At 53.1% G+C, this 17,631-nt stretch carries 14 protein-coding genes and 1 other annotated feature; of the genes, 11 read left to right on the plus strand and 3 right to left on the minus strand.

The annotated features are described in order from the left end of the window. Positions 1-36 precede the first annotated feature (36 nt). The 5 genes from L6H98_RS26330 (at position 37) to L6H98_RS26350 (ending at position 4,277) form a co-directional block, all read left to right on the plus strand. Positions 37-744, plus strand: a complete 708-nt coding sequence (locus tag L6H98_RS26330) for a DNA alkylation repair protein (protein ID WP_236420657.1) — start codon at positions 37-39, stop codon at positions 742-744. 99 nt (positions 745-843) lie between these two features. After that, positions 844-1,725, plus strand: a complete 882-nt coding sequence (locus tag L6H98_RS26335; RefSeq protein WP_236420658.1) for an aminoglycoside 6-adenylyltransferase — start codon at positions 844-846, stop codon at positions 1,723-1,725. 60 nt (positions 1,726-1,785) lie between these two features. Continuing rightward, positions 1,786-2,034: a binding site (T-box leader), on the plus strand. Between the two features lie 52 nt (positions 2,035-2,086). Beyond that, entirely contained in the window at positions 2,087-2,893 is an 807-nt protein-coding gene (locus tag L6H98_RS26340) for a class I SAM-dependent methyltransferase (RefSeq protein ID WP_236420659.1), read from the plus strand. Positions 2,894-2,938: 45 nt separating this feature from the next. Next, a complete protein-coding gene (locus tag L6H98_RS26345) occupies positions 2,939-3,382 on the plus strand; it encodes a GNAT family N-acetyltransferase (protein ID WP_236420660.1) in 444 nt (147 codons plus the stop codon). Positions 3,383-3,422: 40 nt separating this feature from the next. Next, entirely contained in the window at positions 3,423-4,277 is an 855-nt protein-coding gene (locus tag L6H98_RS26350) for a GNAT family N-acetyltransferase (RefSeq protein WP_236420661.1), read from the plus strand. Between the two features lie 252 nt (positions 4,278-4,529). Here the strand turns inward: L6H98_RS26350 and L6H98_RS26355 are convergent, their stop codons facing one another. Together L6H98_RS26355 and L6H98_RS26360 are read right to left on the minus strand one after the other, a co-directional pair. After that, positions 4,530-5,522: a DUF4003 family protein gene (locus L6H98_RS26355; RefSeq protein WP_236420662.1), complete on the minus strand. Its 993-nt coding sequence runs from the start codon at positions 5,520-5,522 to the stop codon at positions 4,530-4,532. Positions 5,523-5,593: 71 nt separating this feature from the next. Next, the gene (locus L6H98_RS26360) at positions 5,594-6,535 is read right to left on the minus strand and encodes an AraC family transcriptional regulator (protein ID WP_236420663.1); all 942 of its coding nucleotides are present in this window, start codon (positions 6,533-6,535) and stop codon (positions 5,594-5,596) included. Positions 6,536-6,766: 231 nt separating this feature from the next. On the opposite strand from L6H98_RS26360, the gene L6H98_RS26365 reads away from it, so the two are divergent. The 3 genes from L6H98_RS26365 to L6H98_RS26375 all read left to right on the plus strand — a co-directional run bounded on the left by L6H98_RS26365 (position 6,767) and on the right by L6H98_RS26375 (position 10,822). Then, positions 6,767-7,789, plus strand: coding sequence for a glycoside hydrolase family 88 protein (locus L6H98_RS26365; protein ID WP_236420664.1), 1,023 nt, complete (start codon positions 6,767-6,769; stop codon positions 7,787-7,789). A 12-nt stretch (positions 7,790-7,801) separates the two neighbouring features. Further along, positions 7,802-10,003: a 1,3-beta-galactosyl-N-acetylhexosamine phosphorylase gene (gnpA, locus tag L6H98_RS26370; RefSeq protein ID WP_236420665.1), complete on the plus strand. Its 2,202-nt coding sequence runs from the start codon at positions 7,802-7,804 to the stop codon at positions 10,001-10,003. Positions 10,004-10,090: 87 nt separating this feature from the next. After that, positions 10,091-10,822, plus strand: coding sequence for an SMI1/KNR4 family protein (locus L6H98_RS26375; protein WP_236420666.1), 732 nt, complete (start codon positions 10,091-10,093; stop codon positions 10,820-10,822). Between the two features lie 340 nt (positions 10,823-11,162). Here the strand turns inward: L6H98_RS26375 and L6H98_RS26380 are convergent, their stop codons facing one another. Then, positions 11,163-11,558, minus strand: coding sequence for a hypothetical protein (locus L6H98_RS26380; protein ID WP_236420667.1), 396 nt, complete (start codon positions 11,556-11,558; stop codon positions 11,163-11,165). 568 nt (positions 11,559-12,126) lie between these two features. Between L6H98_RS26380 and L6H98_RS26385 the strand changes: the two genes are divergently transcribed. The 3 genes from L6H98_RS26385 (at position 12,127) to L6H98_RS26395 (ending at position 17,552) form a co-directional block, all read left to right on the plus strand. After that, positions 12,127-13,494, plus strand: coding sequence for an amino acid permease (locus L6H98_RS26385; protein WP_236420668.1), 1,368 nt, complete (start codon positions 12,127-12,129; stop codon positions 13,492-13,494). A gap of 381 nt (positions 13,495-13,875) precedes the next feature. Next, positions 13,876-14,778 carry an SDR family oxidoreductase gene (locus L6H98_RS26390; RefSeq protein ID WP_290371495.1) on the plus strand — a complete coding sequence of 301 codons (903 nt, stop codon included), beginning with the start codon at positions 13,876-13,878 and terminating at the stop codon, positions 14,776-14,778. A gap of 395 nt (positions 14,779-15,173) precedes the next feature. Beyond that, the gene (locus L6H98_RS26395; RefSeq protein ID WP_236420669.1) at positions 15,174-17,552 is read left to right on the plus strand and encodes an NdvB protein; all 2,379 of its coding nucleotides are present in this window, start codon (positions 15,174-15,176) and stop codon (positions 17,550-17,552) included. The last annotated feature ends 79 nt before the right edge of the window (positions 17,553-17,631 follow it).

A 17,631-nucleotide genomic window follows, 5' to 3' on the forward strand; every position in this document is an offset into this window, starting at 1 on the left:
CGTTTTTTAACTATATCAATCAAGGAGCGTGGCTGCATGAATTTGGAAGAAGTGATGCAGGAGCTTGAGGCGCTGGGAAAGGAACGCACGAAAAAAATATATATGTCGAACGGTGCACACGAACCGCTTTTTGGCGTAGCTACGGGAGCGATGAAACCGATTGCCCGCAAAATCAAAAAGGACCAGGCATTAGCCGAGCAGTTATACGCCACAGGGAACTATGACGCAATGTATTTTGCGGGCGTCATTGCCGATCCCCAAGCGATGACGGAGGCGGATTTCGACCGCTGGATCGCGGACGCTTATTTTTATATGATCTCCGATTACATCGTGGCCGTGACGCTGTCCGAGACGGATATTGCGCAGGTAGTGGCGGACAAATGGATTGCCAGCGGCGAAGAGCTGAAAATGTCGGCAGGCTGGAGCTGTTACTGCTGGCTGCTCGGCAACCGCCCGGACAGCGAATTTTCGGAAAGCAAGCTGAGCGGGATGCTGGCCAATGTGCAGGAGACGATCCATCAATCTCCCGAACGAACCCGGTATGCGATGAACAATTTCGTATATACCGTGGCCGTTTCCTACGTTCCGCTGCATGAGAAGGCTGTGGAAACGGCGAAAGCCATCGGTCCGGTCGAAGTTCAAAAGGACAAGCCCAAGAGCAAGTTCCTGAATGCTTCCGAAAACATCCAAAAAGCGGTGGACAAAAATCAGCTTGGCTTCAAACGCAAATATGTAAGATGCTAAGCGCAAATGAGCGCATAGATCGTGAATGTAAATGAATGTGGATAAATACGCGCCGGGGGCGGTTCTGCCTCACCCCATTTCCGAAAGGAGGGATATCTCGTGAGAACGGAACAGGAGATGTTTGACTTGATTTTGGGCGTTGCCCGAAAGGATGAACGGATTCGTGCCGTGTACATGAACGGATCGCGTACGAATGCGAACGTGCCGAAAGATATATTCCAGGATTACGACATCGTGTACGTCGTCACGGAAACGTCTTCTTTTATACAGGATGTCACGTGGGTCGACGTATTCGGCGACCGTATCATGATGCAGGAGCCTGACAAAAACGACCTGTCGATCGGCATGGACCTGGATGTTCAACGTTCATACGGATATTTGATGTTGTTTGCGGACGGCAACCGGATCGACCTTCACATCGAAACGAAAGAAGCGATGCTTGACCGATACGGCAGCGACAAGCTGACCGTCCCGCTGCTGGACAAGGATGGTTGCCTGCCGGCCATTCCTGCTCCGACGGATCAGGACTATCATGTAAAGAAGCCTACGGAGGCGTTGTATCTGGGCTGCTGCAATGATTTCTGGTGGTGTCTGCAAAATGTGGCCAAAGGCATCTGGCGTGATGAATTGCCCTATGCGAAACAAATGTTCGAAACCGTCATCAGACCACGCTTGGATCAAATGGTGTCTTGGTGGGTGGGCACGAAACAGGATTTCCAGGTCTCCGTCGGCAAAATGGGGAAATACACGAAAACGTATTTGCCGGCATCGTATTGGCAGATGTACGAGCAGACGTATTCAAACAGCGACGATGAGAAGATGTGGGGGTCCGTCTCTGCGGCATGCGCATTGTTCAGGCTGCTTGCGAGAGAAGTGGCCGGGCATTTGGGCTACGTCTACAACGAAGCGGATGATATCCATATGAGCAAGTACCTGGAGCATGTAAGAAATTTACCGCGGGATGCGAAAGGGATCTATTGAAAGAAGTTGGGATTGACAGTCATAATATGGCAATTGTATACTTGCGTAAATTTCACATCGCAAAACGCTTGGATCGGGAATAGTACGGAAACATGCCGTTCAGAGAGCTGCCGCATCGGTGCGAGGCAGTCGGGGGGTTCCGGAAGCTCGCCCGGGAGCGGTAAGGCTGACCTCCGCAGGAGCAGGTCTTAACGGCTGCCGCCGTCATCGGCATGGAGATGATTCGCTGCTTCCCGGTGACTCGAAGGTTCGGGAGAACGGCGAATCGAAGAAGAGTGGTAGCGCGAAGGGAAACCTGTCGCCTCTTTAAGAGGCGGCGGGTTTTTGTTTTTCCAACAATCTAAAAAGGCGGTAGAGGAGCATGAGCAATATTATCGATTATTATTCGCAATTTGACGAGTGGGGCAGGCTGGAGCGCGAGCCGCTGGAGTTTCGCATCAACTGGCATTACATGAGGCAGTTCTTGCCCGAGTCGGGACGCGTTCTCGATAATGGCGCAGGGCCGGGAAAATATGCGATGGAGCTTGCCCGTCATGGCTGCCAAGTGACGCTCTGCGACTTGACGCCGCGGCTGGTGGAGATCGCGGAAGCGAAGGCCGACGAACTGGGACTCCGCGAACGGTTCGATGGTTTCCTTGTCCGCAATGCCGTCAACCTTGAAGGGCTGCCGGATGAGCGCTTTGATGCGTCGTTGATGATGGGGCCGCTGTACCATTTGCAACAGGAAGATGACCGTGCCCGGGCCGTGCAGGAATTGTACCGCGTCACCAAAAAAGAAGGCATCATATTTGCGGCGTTCCAGAGCACGATGCGCATGACGCTGAACGCGCTGCAGCAGCCGCAGCATTGGAAGCCGCTTGAACGGATGGAGCCCATCCGGGCGTTCCGCAGCTCAGGCGTTTTCGATCATGCCGATGAAGGGCGCTTCACCGGCGCTTATTATTTCGACGTGCATGAAATTCGGCCGTTCATGGAGAGCCATGGCTTCGAAACGCTGGAGCTGATTGGCTCATCCAGCATCGGCCATCTGCTGAGCCGGGAGCAGCAGCAATATTGGGAGGAACGCGGCGAATCCGCCGAGCTGCTGGAACTGCTGGTCGAAGCGGCGAAAGATCCATCCATACTGGGCGTGTCCTCCCATTTGCTGTACATTGGTAGAAAGAAATGAGGATCGTTTGCTGATCTATATATCACCCAAAAAGGAGAATGAACGATGCATTACAAACAAGCGATGCCGCATGATTACGATTTGATTATGGAGCTGTGGAGCAAGTCGGTACAGGCAACGCATCCATTTGTACGTGCGGAAGACCTTCAGCAAATACACGGGGAAATCCCTGCATATCTCCCTCATCTTGATGTACGGCTATGGTATGCGGACAACGATGTTTGCATCGGGTTTTCCGGCGTACAGGGACATCATCTGGAGATGCTGTTTCTGGACCCGGAGCACACGGGTAGAGGATATGGAACGCAGATCATGCGACATTTAGTCGGGGAATCCGGCGTGACGAGCGTCGATGTGAACAAAGACAATGGTCCTGCGATCGCGTTTTACAAGAAAAACGGATTTGCCGTGATTGGTGAGGAGCCTACCGATGGAGAGGGACGCCCTTACCCCATATTGCATATGAAACGGATGACGGGCATGGAATAAGGCGGGACGCAATGGAAAGAAACCAGAGGAGAGTGGGAGTATGATTACGTACCGTTTTCTCGCAGGGACAAGCATTGAGGTTCTGCATGAGGCGTTTCTAAACGCTTTTGCCGATTATCAGGTGAACATGGACATGCCCTTGGGCAAATTCGGCGAGATGCTTCGCAGAAGAGGATACGAAGAAAATGTATCGATGGGAGCCTTCGCTGGCGAAACGTTGGTGGGGTTCGTGTTAAACGGGCTGCGGAACTGGCACGGGCAAACGACCGCCTACGATTTAGGCACCGGGGTACTGCCGGAATACCGCAGGCAAGGCTTGACCAACGAGATGCTGAAGCGGGTGAGCGCCAGGTTGAAGGCCGATTCCATAGGCGGTTACTTGCTGGAGGTGCTGACCACCAACGCGTCTGCAGTTGATTTGTATGTCAAGCAGGGTTTTGTCAAGACCAGAACGTTGAGTTGTTACCGTTTGGAGCGAAGCAGGTATATCGTACGAGCGACATGGGCGATCCGCGAGGTGGAGCCGTTTGATCCGGAGCGATTCGCGCCATTTGCTGATTTTGATCCTTCCTGGCAAAATGCGTCTGGCTCCATTAACGCCGTCCCGGAAATTTTCCGTTATGCCGCGGCGATGGATGGGGATAAGGTCGTTGGTTACGGGGTCATCGATCCCCGGTCGGGAGATGTTCCCCAAATGGCGGTACATCCGGATTACCGGCGCCGGGGGATTGGCGCGAGCCTGCTGGATTGGCTGGTCCACATCGCGGAAGCGCCAAGGATCAGCGTGCTGAACGTGGACAAGGATTGCTGCTCCATGAACGTTTTTTTGAAGGCGGCGGGATTTGAGGTATTTGCGGAGCAGTACGAGATGCTGCGGACCGATCCGCAAAAATGAATCCAGGCTGATCAAGGATTGATCAATAGAGACTGCGTACGTTCATTACGACTTCGAGCACTCGACTATGGAGAGGATGGGCTGAACGACTTCGTGGAGGAATTCCGCAGTACGAATATCGTGCAGGAGCCAGGTCATTCAAACCCGTTGAGCTAAAGCAACAAATAACCAGAAATGCCCCGGGTGCCGTCCCGGGGCATTTCTGGTTTCATATGCTGTCCGAGTTACGGCCTGAACATTGCCGATTCCACATCAGTGGCTGCTGGACGATGCTGCCGCAGCTGCAGCCCCGGCGGCTGCGGCAGCCATGGCGGCCTGCTGCGCGATGAGCATGGTCGTAATGCTGGTCGACAAGCTTGTCGCAAGCACGCCGCTGCGCAGGTCTTCGACATGGTTGACGGCCGCGAGGGCAGCCGAAAACAGCAGCAGTTCCTGCTTGGTGACCGACCAGGTGCCGAACCCTTTCCGCGTGCGCAGCTCGTCAAAGGTCCGGCTTACGTCATCCACCAGCGTATCCTGTTCAACCGGCAGCAGAGAAAGCACGCCCAAGGTAGGCAGCAAATCTCCTTTATCCATCCGCAAGCTGCGCTGGCGGAAAGCGTCTTTCAATTCGAGCAGCCGGGTTCCGGCATGCGCCGAATCTTCGCCAAGCGTCAATACCTGGGTCAGGGCCTGCAGGCCATTGCCGATCGGGAACTCGCGCCGCAGTTCGGCATACAGCTCCTCCATGCGCATCACGGAGGCTTCAGGCTCAAGCTCGGAAAGGGCAAGCATGGCCGCGAAAATGTAATCGTCCTGTCCCGTGAGGAAGGCATGCTCCGCTTTCATCCGGTCATAGAACGTTTTGGCCCGCCGGATGACGGCATCGAACCGCTCCTTCGGGGCATGTGCGGCAATCTGGTGGGCTGCGATGACCAAATAATCCGACGTTCTGAATTTGATTTCCTTCATCTGGTCGTAGACCGATAACGTATCGGTTAGCCGGGTTTTCTGATCCGGCGCAAGAGAGAGAAACGCGGCTAGCGTTAGCGACGAATTGCCCCTGAATGCCGAGAACAGGCGAGTGCTTTCCTTGATTCGCTCCAGATTGTGCCGGATGGCTTCGCAGTCGGCGGTTCTGTTTTCGGAAGCAAATAACAGGGCAGCCAAGCGATGAAGAATCGCGTTCTGCCATTTGAACTCTTTTTTGATGGCCTGGGTATTGGAAACGAACAGCTCGACTCGCGCCTCATGCTGCTGCTGCATGTGCAGACCTCCATTTCAAGGATGTTGTGTTGTAACCAGTGTAAAGGATATTCGGGTTTCGTACCATGATTTTACACCCAGCCCGTGAATTCCAGAATGGACGCTTTCGCGGATTGCGCTTCGGATTGGGCCCCTTTGCGCCATTGTTTGGGCGATTCGCCCATAAGCTTGGAGAAGCAGCGGTTAAAGCTGGAAATGGAACGAAAGCCGACTTGCTCGGAGATCGACAGAATGGAGGCGTCCGAGCTTTTCAACTGTTTGCACGCCTCTTCGATGCGGGTGCTGTTGAGGAAATCAAGCGGCGCCGTGCCCATGATGTCATGGAATTTTCTGCGGAAATGGGTCGTGCTCAAATGGCAGAGGTCAGCCAGATCGTCGACGGTCATGGGAGACATGTAGTTTTTGGCGATGTGTTCGAGCGCTGGAGTAATGACCAAATCGCCCTTCGGGCGGGATTCCGATTCGTGCTCTGTCCACGGGCCGCTGCTGGAATGGATGCGAAGGAGTTCGATGTACAAGGACAGCAACAAACCGTAGGCGCTCTCCTGGTAGTAGGCATTCCGCTGCTTCAGTTCCTCCACGGCCGAGGTGGCGAGCGCATGGACTTTGGGATATCGGTCTTTGCTCAAAATGCAGTTCGTTCCTTGCACCGCCCACAGATTCGGCTCGAAGTCGCTGTAGGCGTTTTTCAATGAGTGCTTGAAGAGGTCTTCAGGCGAAAAAAAGATGTAGGACCAGAGGCTGGCCATGCCCTGCGAGCTGTACGTCGTATGAGGAAGGTATCTGGGAATGAAGGTGACATCGCCGGCTTGGAAGGGAACGGATTCCCCTTTGATGTCCATGAAGCCGCCATCCGAATAACAGATGCCGATCTCGAGATGGTTATGGAAATGGAGATGCTCGCTTCGGATATCGGAAATCTTCCAGCGTTCCCCGCTTAACAGCAGAACCGGAAAGTCGATGGGCAGGCTATAGTGGCGATATTCGATGACGGGTTTTTTCGGTTTGGGCATGTTCGGCTGCTCCCATGACGTTGATTTGGGTGAATCGTGTGCAAATGAACGTGATGTCAGATGAAACCGTGAAATCAAGATAAATGGTCGAAATTGCGCAGTTTTGTTGCGAATATGCTTAGATGGAGACTATTTTACTGCGTACAATGAAAGAAGTAAAGCGTTTACAAATATGGACGGACAGCTCTCAAGCGCCATTTGAGGGCGTGTGCGCATGAGAGGGGAATCACGATGATTCAATTGAAGTATGACCGCGAGCAAATTCTGGGTGTCATCGACAGCGTCGCCAAAAAAACGCTGGCGATGGATTTAACGTGGGAATGGCCATGCGGGGTTGCGTATTACGGCGTATCGAGAGCCTACCAGACGACAGGGAACCAGGAGTATTTGGACAAGCTTGTCCAGTGGACGGACGAATACATCGAGCTGGGATTGCCGAGCTGGACGGTCAATACGTGTGCGATGGGCCACATGCTGATCACGCTGTACGAAGAGACCGGTGACGAAAAGTATTGGAATATCGCGCTGAGCAAAGTGGATTACATCCGCAACCATGCTCTCCGTTTCGGAGACAGCGTGCTGCAGCACACCGTTTCGGTTGCCAACGATTTTCCGGAACAGGCTTGGGCGGACACCTTGTTCATGGCGGCGTTTTTCCTGCTTCGCGTCGGCAGCAAATTGAACGATCAGGACATCATTCAGGATGCCTTGAACCAATATTACTGGCACATCAAATATTTGCAGGACCCGGGCACCGGCTTCTGGTACCATGGCTACAACAATGTGAACAAAGACCACATGTCCGGCTTTTTCTGGGGAAGAGCGAACGCTTGGGGCGCCTACACGATGTCTCAAGTCAAACCGCTGCTGAAGGACTGGTACTTGTATCCGCAATGCATGGACGTGGAATGCTCGCTGCGGGACCAGCTGGCCGCCCTGAAGACGGTTCAGACGGAGAACGGGTTGTGGCGCACCGTATTGGATGACGAAGAATCCTACGAAGAAGTATCCGCTTCTTGCGGCATCGCGGCTGCGATGATCAACAACGGCAATCCATTGCATACGAAGTACGTGCAAAAGGCGCTGGAAGGCATTTTGAACAACATTACCGAAGACGGCCGCGTACTGGGCGTATCGGGCGGAACGGCCGTAATGAAAGACCGGGAAGGCTATCGCAACATTCCGAAAGACTGGATTCAGGGCTGGGGACAGGGCCTGGCACTCGCATTTTTGTCCGACATGCTGAGAAAATAGGAGGGGTTCGCGATGTCCAAGCCGACCAAAGGGGCCTTTACGCTGCCGGGAGAATCCGGTTACGAGGCGCTGACGCTGGAATTGGCCGAACGCTGGGGCGCCGATGTCATTCGCGACAGCGACGGCACGCAATTGTCCGATGAAATCATCAACGCCGGATACGGCATATATTCGACGATCTGCATCATCAGGGATCATAACGAATGGGCCTCCCGCCATTTGGATAAGCTGCAGCAATGTTTCTTGATCACGCATCCGAAGGTAGCCGTTCAGGATTACTTATCGATTTATATCATGGAGGATTTTTTCGTTGAGCAATTCAGGGTGAACGACTCCAAAGAGGCGTTTAAGTACTGGCAGGTCTATGACCGAACAACGGGTCAGGAGGTGCCGCGAGAACAGTGGAATTACGAGCGTGAATCCGGAAACGTCGTGCTTACCGGCATTGTGCCTTGGCATAAATATACGGTCAGTTTCATGGCATACCGGATCTGGGAAGAAATTTCGATGTACAATCACACGACGAACGATTGGGACAAAGAGCATTTAATGCAGATCGATCCGATCTATCCCGAAACGCAGGCATATTTGCTGAAATGGATGGAGGATTGGTGCGTGCAGCATCCGGAAACGACGGTTGTGCGGTTCACCTCCCTGTTCTATAATTTCGTCTGGATTTGGGGCAGCAATGAGCGCAACCGCCATTTGTTTACGGATTGGGGCTCGTACGATTATACGGTAAGCTCCAGGGCGCTGGATTTGTTTGCCCAACAATACGGGTATGCGATGACGGCCGAGGATTTCGTTAACGGCGGCAAATACCGCGTCAGCCACATTCCGGCCGAACGGCGCAAGCTGGACTGGATGGCGTTCATCAACGATTTCGTGATCGGCTTCAGCAAACAATTGATCGACATCGTGCATAAACACGGCAAGCTGGCGTACGTTTTCTACGATGACAGCTGGGTCGGCATGGAGCCGTACAACGATCGTTTCGAGGAGTTCGGCTTCGACGGCATGATCAAATGCGTGTTCTCGGGGTACGAGGCAAGGATGTGTTCGGGCGTCAAGGTGGATACGCATGAAATCCGTCTGCATCCGTACTTGTTCCCTGTTGGTCTGGGCGGGCTCCCGACCTTCAAGGAGGGAGGCAATCCAACGCTGGACGCCAAAAAATATTGGATTCAAATCCGGCGTGCCTTGCTCAGGGAACCCATCGACCGGATCGGACTGGGCGGATATTTGCATCTGGTGGAGCCTTACCCGGACTTTTGCGATTATATCGAGAAGATTGCCGACGAATTCCGGGAAATCAAAGCGCTGCATCGTCAAGGCAAACCTTATCGGATCCAAACGAAGGTTGCCGTACTGCATAGCTGGGGCAAGCTGAGATCATGGACGTTGTCCGGCCATTTCCATGAAACGTACATGCATGATTTGATTCACGTCAATGAGGCATTGGCGGGACTGCCGGTGGACGTGCAGTTCATCGATTTCGAGGATATCCGCCAGGGTGCGCTGGAGCATTGCGATGTCGTGATCAATGCGGGTACGGCCGGTTCGGCATGGAGCGGCGGAGAGCATTGGAAGGACAACAAGGTAGTCGATTTGCTGACGAAATGGGTGCATGGAGGCGGCAAGTTTATCGGCATCAACCAGCCTTCGGCGGTGGAAGGGTACGATACCTTTTTCCGGATGGCACATGTGCTCGGTGTGGATGAGGATACGGGGGCCAGGGTAGCTCACGGAAGATGGACGTACGAGGTAGGCGACGAGCAAGGTTTGGTTCCTGAAGGAGCTCATATCGCACCGAAAAACAACATCTATCTTACCGACGGATCGGCGTCGGTCATCCATGAAACGAACGGTAAAATCGCGCTGTCCACGCATGCTTTCGGTAAAGGTAAAGGGATCTACCTGTCTTCGTTTGAATTCGGCTGGGAAAACGCAAACATGCTCTTCAACATCATTCGCCATGCCGGCAATGAGCCCATCGAGACGAAATATATGACGGATAACGTTTACACAGAATGCGCCTACTATCCGGACAGCAGCATCCTGGTGGTCATCAACAACAGCGACCAGGTTCAACAAACGACCGTGGACACCGAGCATGGCTCACAGACGGTGAAATTGGAACCGTACGATACCCTGATCACCCGGTTGACGGGCAACATGGTTGGTGTGGGAAAGGGAACGGACTCGCGGTTATAATAGAAAAGAGGCTCAAGCTTAAGGCTTTCTGCCACGGCTTGGGTTCTTTTTGCTATGATGGCGATTTAATCCGTTGGGGGGATGAACTTGAAGGCGGCATTCGACGTATTGAACCGTGTGCTGGAAGGACACGTAGGTGCGGATGATTTCATTTCGGAGCAAGATCTATGCGAGCAGGAGCAGCGTTTGGGCATCCGGTTTCCGGACGTTCTGCGAGAATACTATAAAAGATTCGGGAACTGTCGATACATTACGCAGCATTGCAACAATCAGTATGAGCCAATGAGACTGCAGGAGACGTTTGTGCCAGGTCCCGATTTCTTTACGACGGACAAAGCGTTCCTGGTGTTCTATCAATGCGAGGAATCGGTGATCTACTGCGGTATCCGCTTAAGCGATGTATCCATGGAAGACCCGCCCGTGTATCTCTGCGCTTGGAACAATCCCGACTGGTCGCGGGAGAACGAATCATTGTCCAACTTTTTGGTGAGCAAAGCACTCGTACAGATGGCCGTGGAGGACAGATTGCCCTTTTGGGTTATTTTCGATGAAAACATGTGGCGGTTATCGGATTACCTAAGCTGCTGGGAGATGGAGGGTGACGCATGCGAAATCAAAGAGACGTCATCCGTGCAGGCGTGGCGTATCTTCTATAGAAATCATGTCATCGTTCTGTTTGAAATGTCCCTTGGGGATGACGATGAGGAACTGTTGGCCGTGTATCTGGCATCGTTCGATCGGGAAAATATAGCTCGCATGGTGGACACGACCGGGCGGGCTCAAACGCTGCCTGAATACCGGAGCAATATCGTCGTATAGTGGAGTAATGTATTGCGGATTTTCGACGGAGGATCGCGGCTGAGTTGAGCTGGATGTAGTATATTTCGTCTCGGGAACATAGGAACCAGGAATGTGTATCATGTGTAACGAACATGAGCAGCCTTATTTGGAGGGAAATTCTCGAATACGGAGGCGAACGAACCGTGGGCACGCTATTTTGCAGCAATGGCATGTGTATGGCTCAATGGGCGGCGTTTAGCTTGCCTGATGTTCGTTAGCCCTCCATATTTGGCGAAATCATGCAATATAACGTGTCTGAGATTCGTTGGCGAGAGACGTAAACTTGCCATGGGGGAAGGTACAGCCCCGCTAGCTCGGATCAATTGAATGTAATCGTGTAGGATACCGAAGGATATGCGGCTTCCGAACCAGGCACGCGTTCAACCACGGTGATCAATGTTCCCGGTTCATAATAGCCGGAGCCGGTGTTGTAACTGGTACTGCTTATGACGACCGTACCAAGGTCCAGGGTGGTATTGTTGTAGCTCCAGTAGTAATGCAGTCGAAGCGTGTTTGGCGCAGACGTCGTTACTTTTATGCTTGTGCCGGATGTTTTAGCATTAGGGAGTATGTAGGCATACCCTTGGCCGGCGGTAAGTGTATTGGAATAGCTGCCTCCGTAACTGACAATGGCGGGGTTGGCTGATGCGGTCAGACTGAACATTAGCGACATGCTCATAAACAATGCAAACAAAGCGGTGCTCCACTTTTTCATCAAACGCTCATCCTCTCCAAATAAGTGTTTCAAGTTTAACCAGGTGTAAACCAAAAACCTTTTCGAAACGGATCGGAGCAGCCTCCTTTTTTCGTTTTTTGATAGCGCTGACATGTTGACGTCTATAATATATACCATAAAATTACAGCTGTAAACAGGAAATGCGAACAGCAGAAAAAGACCGCGATTTGCGGTCGGGTTATGGTAAATCTCGTTAAATTTGCATTACAAAATGAGCATTACCATATGCATTGCGGCCACTCCCCCCAATGGATATACAATCGATCTGGAGAATACGTTTTTGAATTCATTGTGGGCATGCCCATTGGCTGACCTCGATCGGCTCGAACAAATGCGAATTTCATATGAAATGAGACTGTATTAGGTTCCAAACATTGGGAATGATTGTGGAAAGGAGGGGGTGCATGTACGCTTCCTCACATTCCTTGTTGTATTTCTCCGGCACATCTCGTACAATTTGGTGGAGCAATTCTGCATTGCGTTAAAACATAATAATGAGAAAGCAACATTACACCAAGAAAATGCACAAGAGAAGGGGAGTTTCGTTTTGGAATCGAAGGAGCTTTCACGCGGGCTGAAGCCCCGGCATGTGGAGCTGATCGCGCTGGGCGGCACGATTGGCGTTGGATTGTTCATGGGATCGGCGAGCACGATCAAGTGGGCAGGTCCTTCCGTGCTGCTGGCCTATTTGCTGGCCGGAATCATTATCTTTTTTGTTATGCGCATCATGGGGGAAATGCTGATCCAGGAGCCTGTGACAGGTTCGTTCGCCACATTCGCCCATAAATATATCGGACCGCTCGCCGGATTCCTGACGGCCTGGAGTTACTGGTTCCTGTGGGTTACCGTCGGCATGGCCGAAGTAACGGCGATCGGCATCTACGTCGGGTATTGGTTCCCGGACATCCCGCAGTGGATTCCCGCGCTGGCCGGCGTGCTGATCATTGCGGCGGCCAACCTGGCGGCGGTGAAATTTTACGGAGAGTTCGAATTTTGGTTTGCGTTGATCAAGGTGGCAGCCATTTTGTTCATGATCGTGATCGGCACCGGGCTGATTTTCTTCGGCTGGGGGAACGGCGGAGAACCGATCGGGCTGTCGAACCTGGTCAGCCATGGCGGGTTTTTCCCGGGCGGGCTGAAAGGGTTCTTGTTTGCGCTATGCATCGTGACGGCGGCGTATCAGGGCGTTGAGATGGTCGGCATTACGGCGGGCGAAGCGGAGAATCCGAAGCATACGCTGCGCAAAGCGATCAAAAACATCGTATGGCGCATCCTGATTTTCTACGTGGGCGCCATCTTCGTCATCGTGACGCTGTACCCGTGGAACGAGGTCGGACAGACGGGCAGCCCGTTCGTGTTGACCTTTGCCAAGGTCGGGATCGTGGCTGCCGCAGGCATTATCAACTTCGTGGTGCTTACCGCGGCCATGTCGGGCTGCAACAGCGGCATTTACAGTGCGGGACGCATGCTCTACACGCTGGCGGAGAACGGTCAGGCACCGGCTTTTTTCAAAAAGCTGTCGAAAGGCGGCGTGCCGCGCAACAGCATCATCGTCACGATATCCCTGCTGCTGATCGGCGTGGTGCTGAATTATTTGATGCCGGACTCCAAGCTGTTCCTGTACATCTATAGCGCGAGCGTTCTGCCTGGCATGATGCCATGGTTCGCGCTGGCGATCAGCCAGTTTGGGTTCCGCAAGCGGTGGGGAAAGGACCTCAAAGAGCATAACTTCAAATCGAAGTGGTTTCCGATCAGCAACTACATCATCATCGTGTATTTGGTGCTTGTCATCATCGGCATGGCGTTTAATCCGGATACGCGCGTTTCGTTGCTCGTCGGTGCCGTCTTTATCGCCATTGTATTTGTAGGGTATTTTGTATTCGGCCTGGGCCGGAAAGGGCAAGACCGCTCTTAGAATGTTCAACGTCAGGGGCATTTCTATCGTCTCGCGGCAATGGGCGGGCCTCGCGTATGTCGCAATGCATAACCGCAACCGTATAAGCATTCCTCGAATGCACTTTGGGAACCTCTTCGGGCCCAGGTGCCCTTCCGGGAATGCTTTTTTTCGTTCCAATGACATGTTGAAGGACTCACCTAAGTTCCAATGATGCTAACTCCGCAGCTGTGGATACTTGGCAGCGACTTGCTCTAGGATCATAGGACATAGGAAATGCTCCCCGAAGGGTTTAGATTTTTCGGATCAAGGTTACAAAAGGAGAGAGTGAGAACCTTGGAAACGTCACATTGGAAAAAGACCCCGAATACGAACACGTTATCAGTTTAGGAGGAATGGATCATGGCGAATCAGGATCAGTATACGATGCAGGACCCGACTACCCAGTATCCGAAGGCGACGAAAGAATGGAAGCAGCAGCAGGATGAACCCGGACTGCAGCGGGAGATGACGCCGATCCCCGATTGCGGGGAGAAAAGCTACCGGGGCAGCGGACGCTTGACAGGACGCAAGGCCGTCGTAACGGGAGCGGACAGCGGGATCGGCCGTGCGGCGGCCATTGCGTTTGCGCGGGAAGGAGCGGACGTGCTGTTGTCCTATCTTCCGGAAGAAGAGGCCGACGCCAAAGAAGTCGTTGCCTTGATCGAAGAAGCAGGGCGCAAGGCCATCGCGATGCCGGGGGACCTGAAGGACGAGGCTTACTGCGAGCAATTGATCGAAGCTGCGGTGGAGAAGCTGGGAGGCATCGATATTTTGGCCAATGTAGCCGGCAAACAGCAGTACGTTGAGCAGATCGCCGACCTGACGACGGAGCAGTTCGACGCGACGTTCAAAACGAACGTGTACTCCATGTTCTGGCTCTGCAAAGCCGCGGTCAAACATATGAAGCCGGGCAGCTCCATCATCAATACGTCTTCCATCCAGGCCTACAAACCGTCGCCGATCCTGCTGGACTATGCGACAACCAAGGCGGCGATCAATACGTTCAGCAAGGCGCTCGCCCAGCAGGTCGGCAGCAAGGGCATCCGCGTCAACGTGGTTGCGCCTGGGCCCGTCTGGACGCCGCTTCAGGTGGTCGGCGGTCAGCCGGTCGAGAAGCTTGCCGAGTTCGGTTCCAACACGCCGCTTGGCCGTGCGGGCCAGCCCGCCGAAATGGCACCCGCATTCGTATTTCTGGCGAGCCAGGAGTCCAGTTACGTCAGCGGCGAAACGCTGAACGCCAACGGCGGAACGGTAAGTCCTTAAGGCCGTTCTCCCCAAGCGACGCATGAGTTTGAATCCGGTTCACCACAACTCCCCTCTACCATAAAGGCAGAAGGGAGTTTTTGGTTGCGTCCGTATGCATGTCCAACAATCAAGGTTCAAGAACAACGGGAATTCCTTGGTCGGCAATGAATTTTGTACCTAAACTTTTTGGTGTTACTATCGATCGGCTGGGGATGGGAGAAAACGGGAACCGAACAAGGGCGAAAGCAATGGATTTTATTTTTTTGTAGGTGACTGTAAGCGTTAACGTGGTATAATGGACAATAGTTGTATACAAGTATTCTGAGCAATTTCTAAAACGTTTTCCGCCAGTTCTTGTTTATTTCCGTCTGTAAATCCGTTCATCTTATCCAAGCCGAAAGAGAGGAATTTCCATGATCAGACCATCGGAAGACCAGCAATATTACGAGTTGACCAGCCCAACGAGCCTGCCCAAAGCTTCGGGATTTTTGTGGAACGAAAAAATGATGATCCACATGAATTGCCGCGGGTACGCCGTAGCGCAATTCATGCAGCCGGAACCGGCCAAATATTCGCATGCGCCGAACCTGGAGGCCAAGACGTTCATGCAGCCGGAACAGCCGTATTATGCCCACCATCCCGGACGGTTCGTGTACGTAAAAGATGAAGTAAGCGGGGGCGTTTTTTCGGCACCGTATGAACCCGTGCGCAAACAGGCGGACATATATGTCTTTTCCATCGGCAAGCATGATCTGCGTTGGCAAGTTGTAAGCGGTGACATCGAAGTGGAGATGGCTTTGACGCTGCCGAAGGCGGAGGCGATGGAGCTGTGGAGCGTGAAAGTGAAGAACCTGTCGTCCACGACGCGTAAGTTAAGCGTTTATCCGTATTTTACGGTGGGGTACATGTCCTGGATGAACCAGTCTGGCGAATATGCGGAGTCGCTGCAAGGCATCGTGTGTTCCTCGGTGACGCCATACCAGAAATACCAGGATTACGACAAAATCAAAACCTTTGCAGACAAAACCTTTTTGCTCGCAGATGAGCGGCCTGTCGCGTGGGAAGTTAACCAGGAAGCTTTTGAGGGCGAGGGTGGACTCCATGCCCCGTCCGCTCTTGAGGCCGACACGCTGGCTTGCGGAGACGCAAGATATGAGACGCCGACATGTGCCCTACAGTATCGACTGGAACTCGAAGCCGGGGCAGAGAAGGCGTATCGTTTCATCTTTGGCGCCGCCCACAATGAACAGGAGATTGGGCAGATTCGTCAGAAGTACTTTGTGGATGTGAACGGTCAAGGGATGAACGGTTTTGCTGCGGCCGGGCTGGAATATGCCGCCTATGTTGCGGAAGGTCAGGGAAATATCGAGATTAAGACACCCGATGAAGGGTTGAACAACTTCGTTAACCACTGGTTGCCGCGCCAGATGTACTATCACGGCCAGACGAATCGTTTGACGACAGATCCCCAAACCCGGAATTATCTGCAAGACAATATGGGCATGAGCTATATTCAGCCAAGCGTTGCGCGAGGGGCGTTTCTTACGGCACTTGAGCAGCAGAATGTCAGCGGCGCAATGCCTGACGGCATTATTTTGCACCCGGACGCCGAACTCAAATATATCAACCAGGTACCGCATACGGATCATTGCATCTGGCTGCCGGTATGCATGAGCACGTATCTGGATGAGACCAACGATTACGGCATTTTGGATGAACAGGTCGGGTTTGCGGACAGCGAAGAGACGGCCACCGTTCTTGAACATATGCATCGTGCCATGCGTTGGCTAATTCAGGATCGCGACGACCGGGGACTGAACTACATCAACCAGGGCGACTGGTGCGATCCGATGAATATGGTCGGGTACAAGGGAAAAGGCGTATCCGGCTGGCTTACCATTGCTACGGCGTATGCGTTCAAGGTGTGGGCAAACATTTGCGAACAGGCAGGGCATGCGGAAGCAGCAGCCGAATTCCGGGAGGAAGCGGACAGAACCAACGAAATTGCCAATACGTATCTGTGGGACGGCAACTGGTATGCACGGGGGATAACCGACGACAACGTCGTATTCGGCATCAGCAAAGACAAGGAAGGGCGCATCTTCATCAACCCGCAAGGTTGGGCCCTGATGAGCGGCGCGGCCGATCCGGACAAACGGGAAAAGCTGATTCGCGCCGTGGAGGAACAATTGGAAACGCCATATGGCGTGGAAAAGCTGGCACCCTCCTTCACGGCGATGCGTGAGGATGTTGGACGCGTGACCCAGAAACATCCGGGCAGCGCGGAGAACGGAGCCGTATACAACCATGCTGCGGCGTTCTACATTTATGCATTGTATCTGGTCGGGGAAAAGGAGAACGCCTATCGTTTGCTGCGCAAAATGATTCCCGGTCCGGACCTGGACGATATCGTTCAACGGGGACAATTGCCTGTATTTATCCCGAACTATTACCGCGGTGCCTATCGCCAATTCCCGCGTACGGCAGGCCGGTCCAGCCATTTGTTCAACACGGGAACCGTCCCGTGGGTATACCGCTGCCTGATCGACGGGCTGTTCGGTTTGCAAGGCCATGCGGAAGGTCTGCTAGTGCGTCCGCAATTGCCAGCAGACTGGAACGAGGCATCCGTGACGCGCAAGTTCCGCGGAGCGGTGCTGGAGGTGCAGATGAAGCGAAGCGAGAGTGTTCGCGAGCGGCAAGTATATGTGAACGGTAAGCCGATTGAAGGAGATGTGATCCGGGGGATTCAGGCCGGTGCCACGTATGACGTGTTGGTCAAGCTTCCGTTGTAGAGCGTCAGATTTACGTTATAAATACCCCAATGGGAAACATGGTGCACTTGGTGAAGACCAGATGGATTCATCAGGTGCA

Source organism: Paenibacillus sp. JJ-223 (assembly GCF_927798175.1).
Taxonomy (GTDB): Bacteria; Bacillota; Bacilli; order Paenibacillales; family Paenibacillaceae; genus Paenibacillus; species Paenibacillus hubeiensis.

Coding starts and splice junctions, on each gene's coding strand:
- L6H98_RS26330 (WP_236420657.1), top strand. CDS start 37: ATGAATTTGGAAGAAGTGATGCAGGAGCTTGAGGCGCTGGGAAAGGAA.
- L6H98_RS26340 (WP_236420659.1), top strand. CDS start 2,087: ATGAGCAATATTATCGATTATTATTCGCAATTTGACGAGTGGGGCAGG.
- L6H98_RS26345 (WP_236420660.1), top strand. CDS start 2,939: ATGCATTACAAACAAGCGATGCCGCATGATTACGATTTGATTATGGAG.
- L6H98_RS26350 (WP_236420661.1), top strand. CDS start 3,423: ATGATTACGTACCGTTTTCTCGCAGGGACAAGCATTGAGGTTCTGCAT.
- L6H98_RS26355 (WP_236420662.1), bottom strand. CDS start 5,522: ATGCAGCAGCAGCATGAGGCGCGAGTCGAGCTGTTCGTTTCCAATACC.
- L6H98_RS26360 (WP_236420663.1), bottom strand. CDS start 6,535: ATGCCCAAACCGAAAAAACCCGTCATCGAATATCGCCACTATAGCCTG.
- L6H98_RS26365 (WP_236420664.1), top strand. CDS start 6,767: ATGATTCAATTGAAGTATGACCGCGAGCAAATTCTGGGTGTCATCGAC.
- gnpA (WP_236420665.1), top strand. CDS start 7,802: ATGTCCAAGCCGACCAAAGGGGCCTTTACGCTGCCGGGAGAATCCGGT.
- L6H98_RS26380 (WP_236420667.1), bottom strand. CDS start 11,558: ATGAAAAAGTGGAGCACCGCTTTGTTTGCATTGTTTATGAGCATGTCG.
- L6H98_RS26390 (WP_290371495.1), top strand. CDS start 13,876: ATGGCGAATCAGGATCAGTATACGATGCAGGACCCGACTACCCAGTAT.
- L6H98_RS26395 (WP_236420669.1), top strand. CDS start 15,174: ATGATCAGACCATCGGAAGACCAGCAATATTACGAGTTGACCAGCCCA.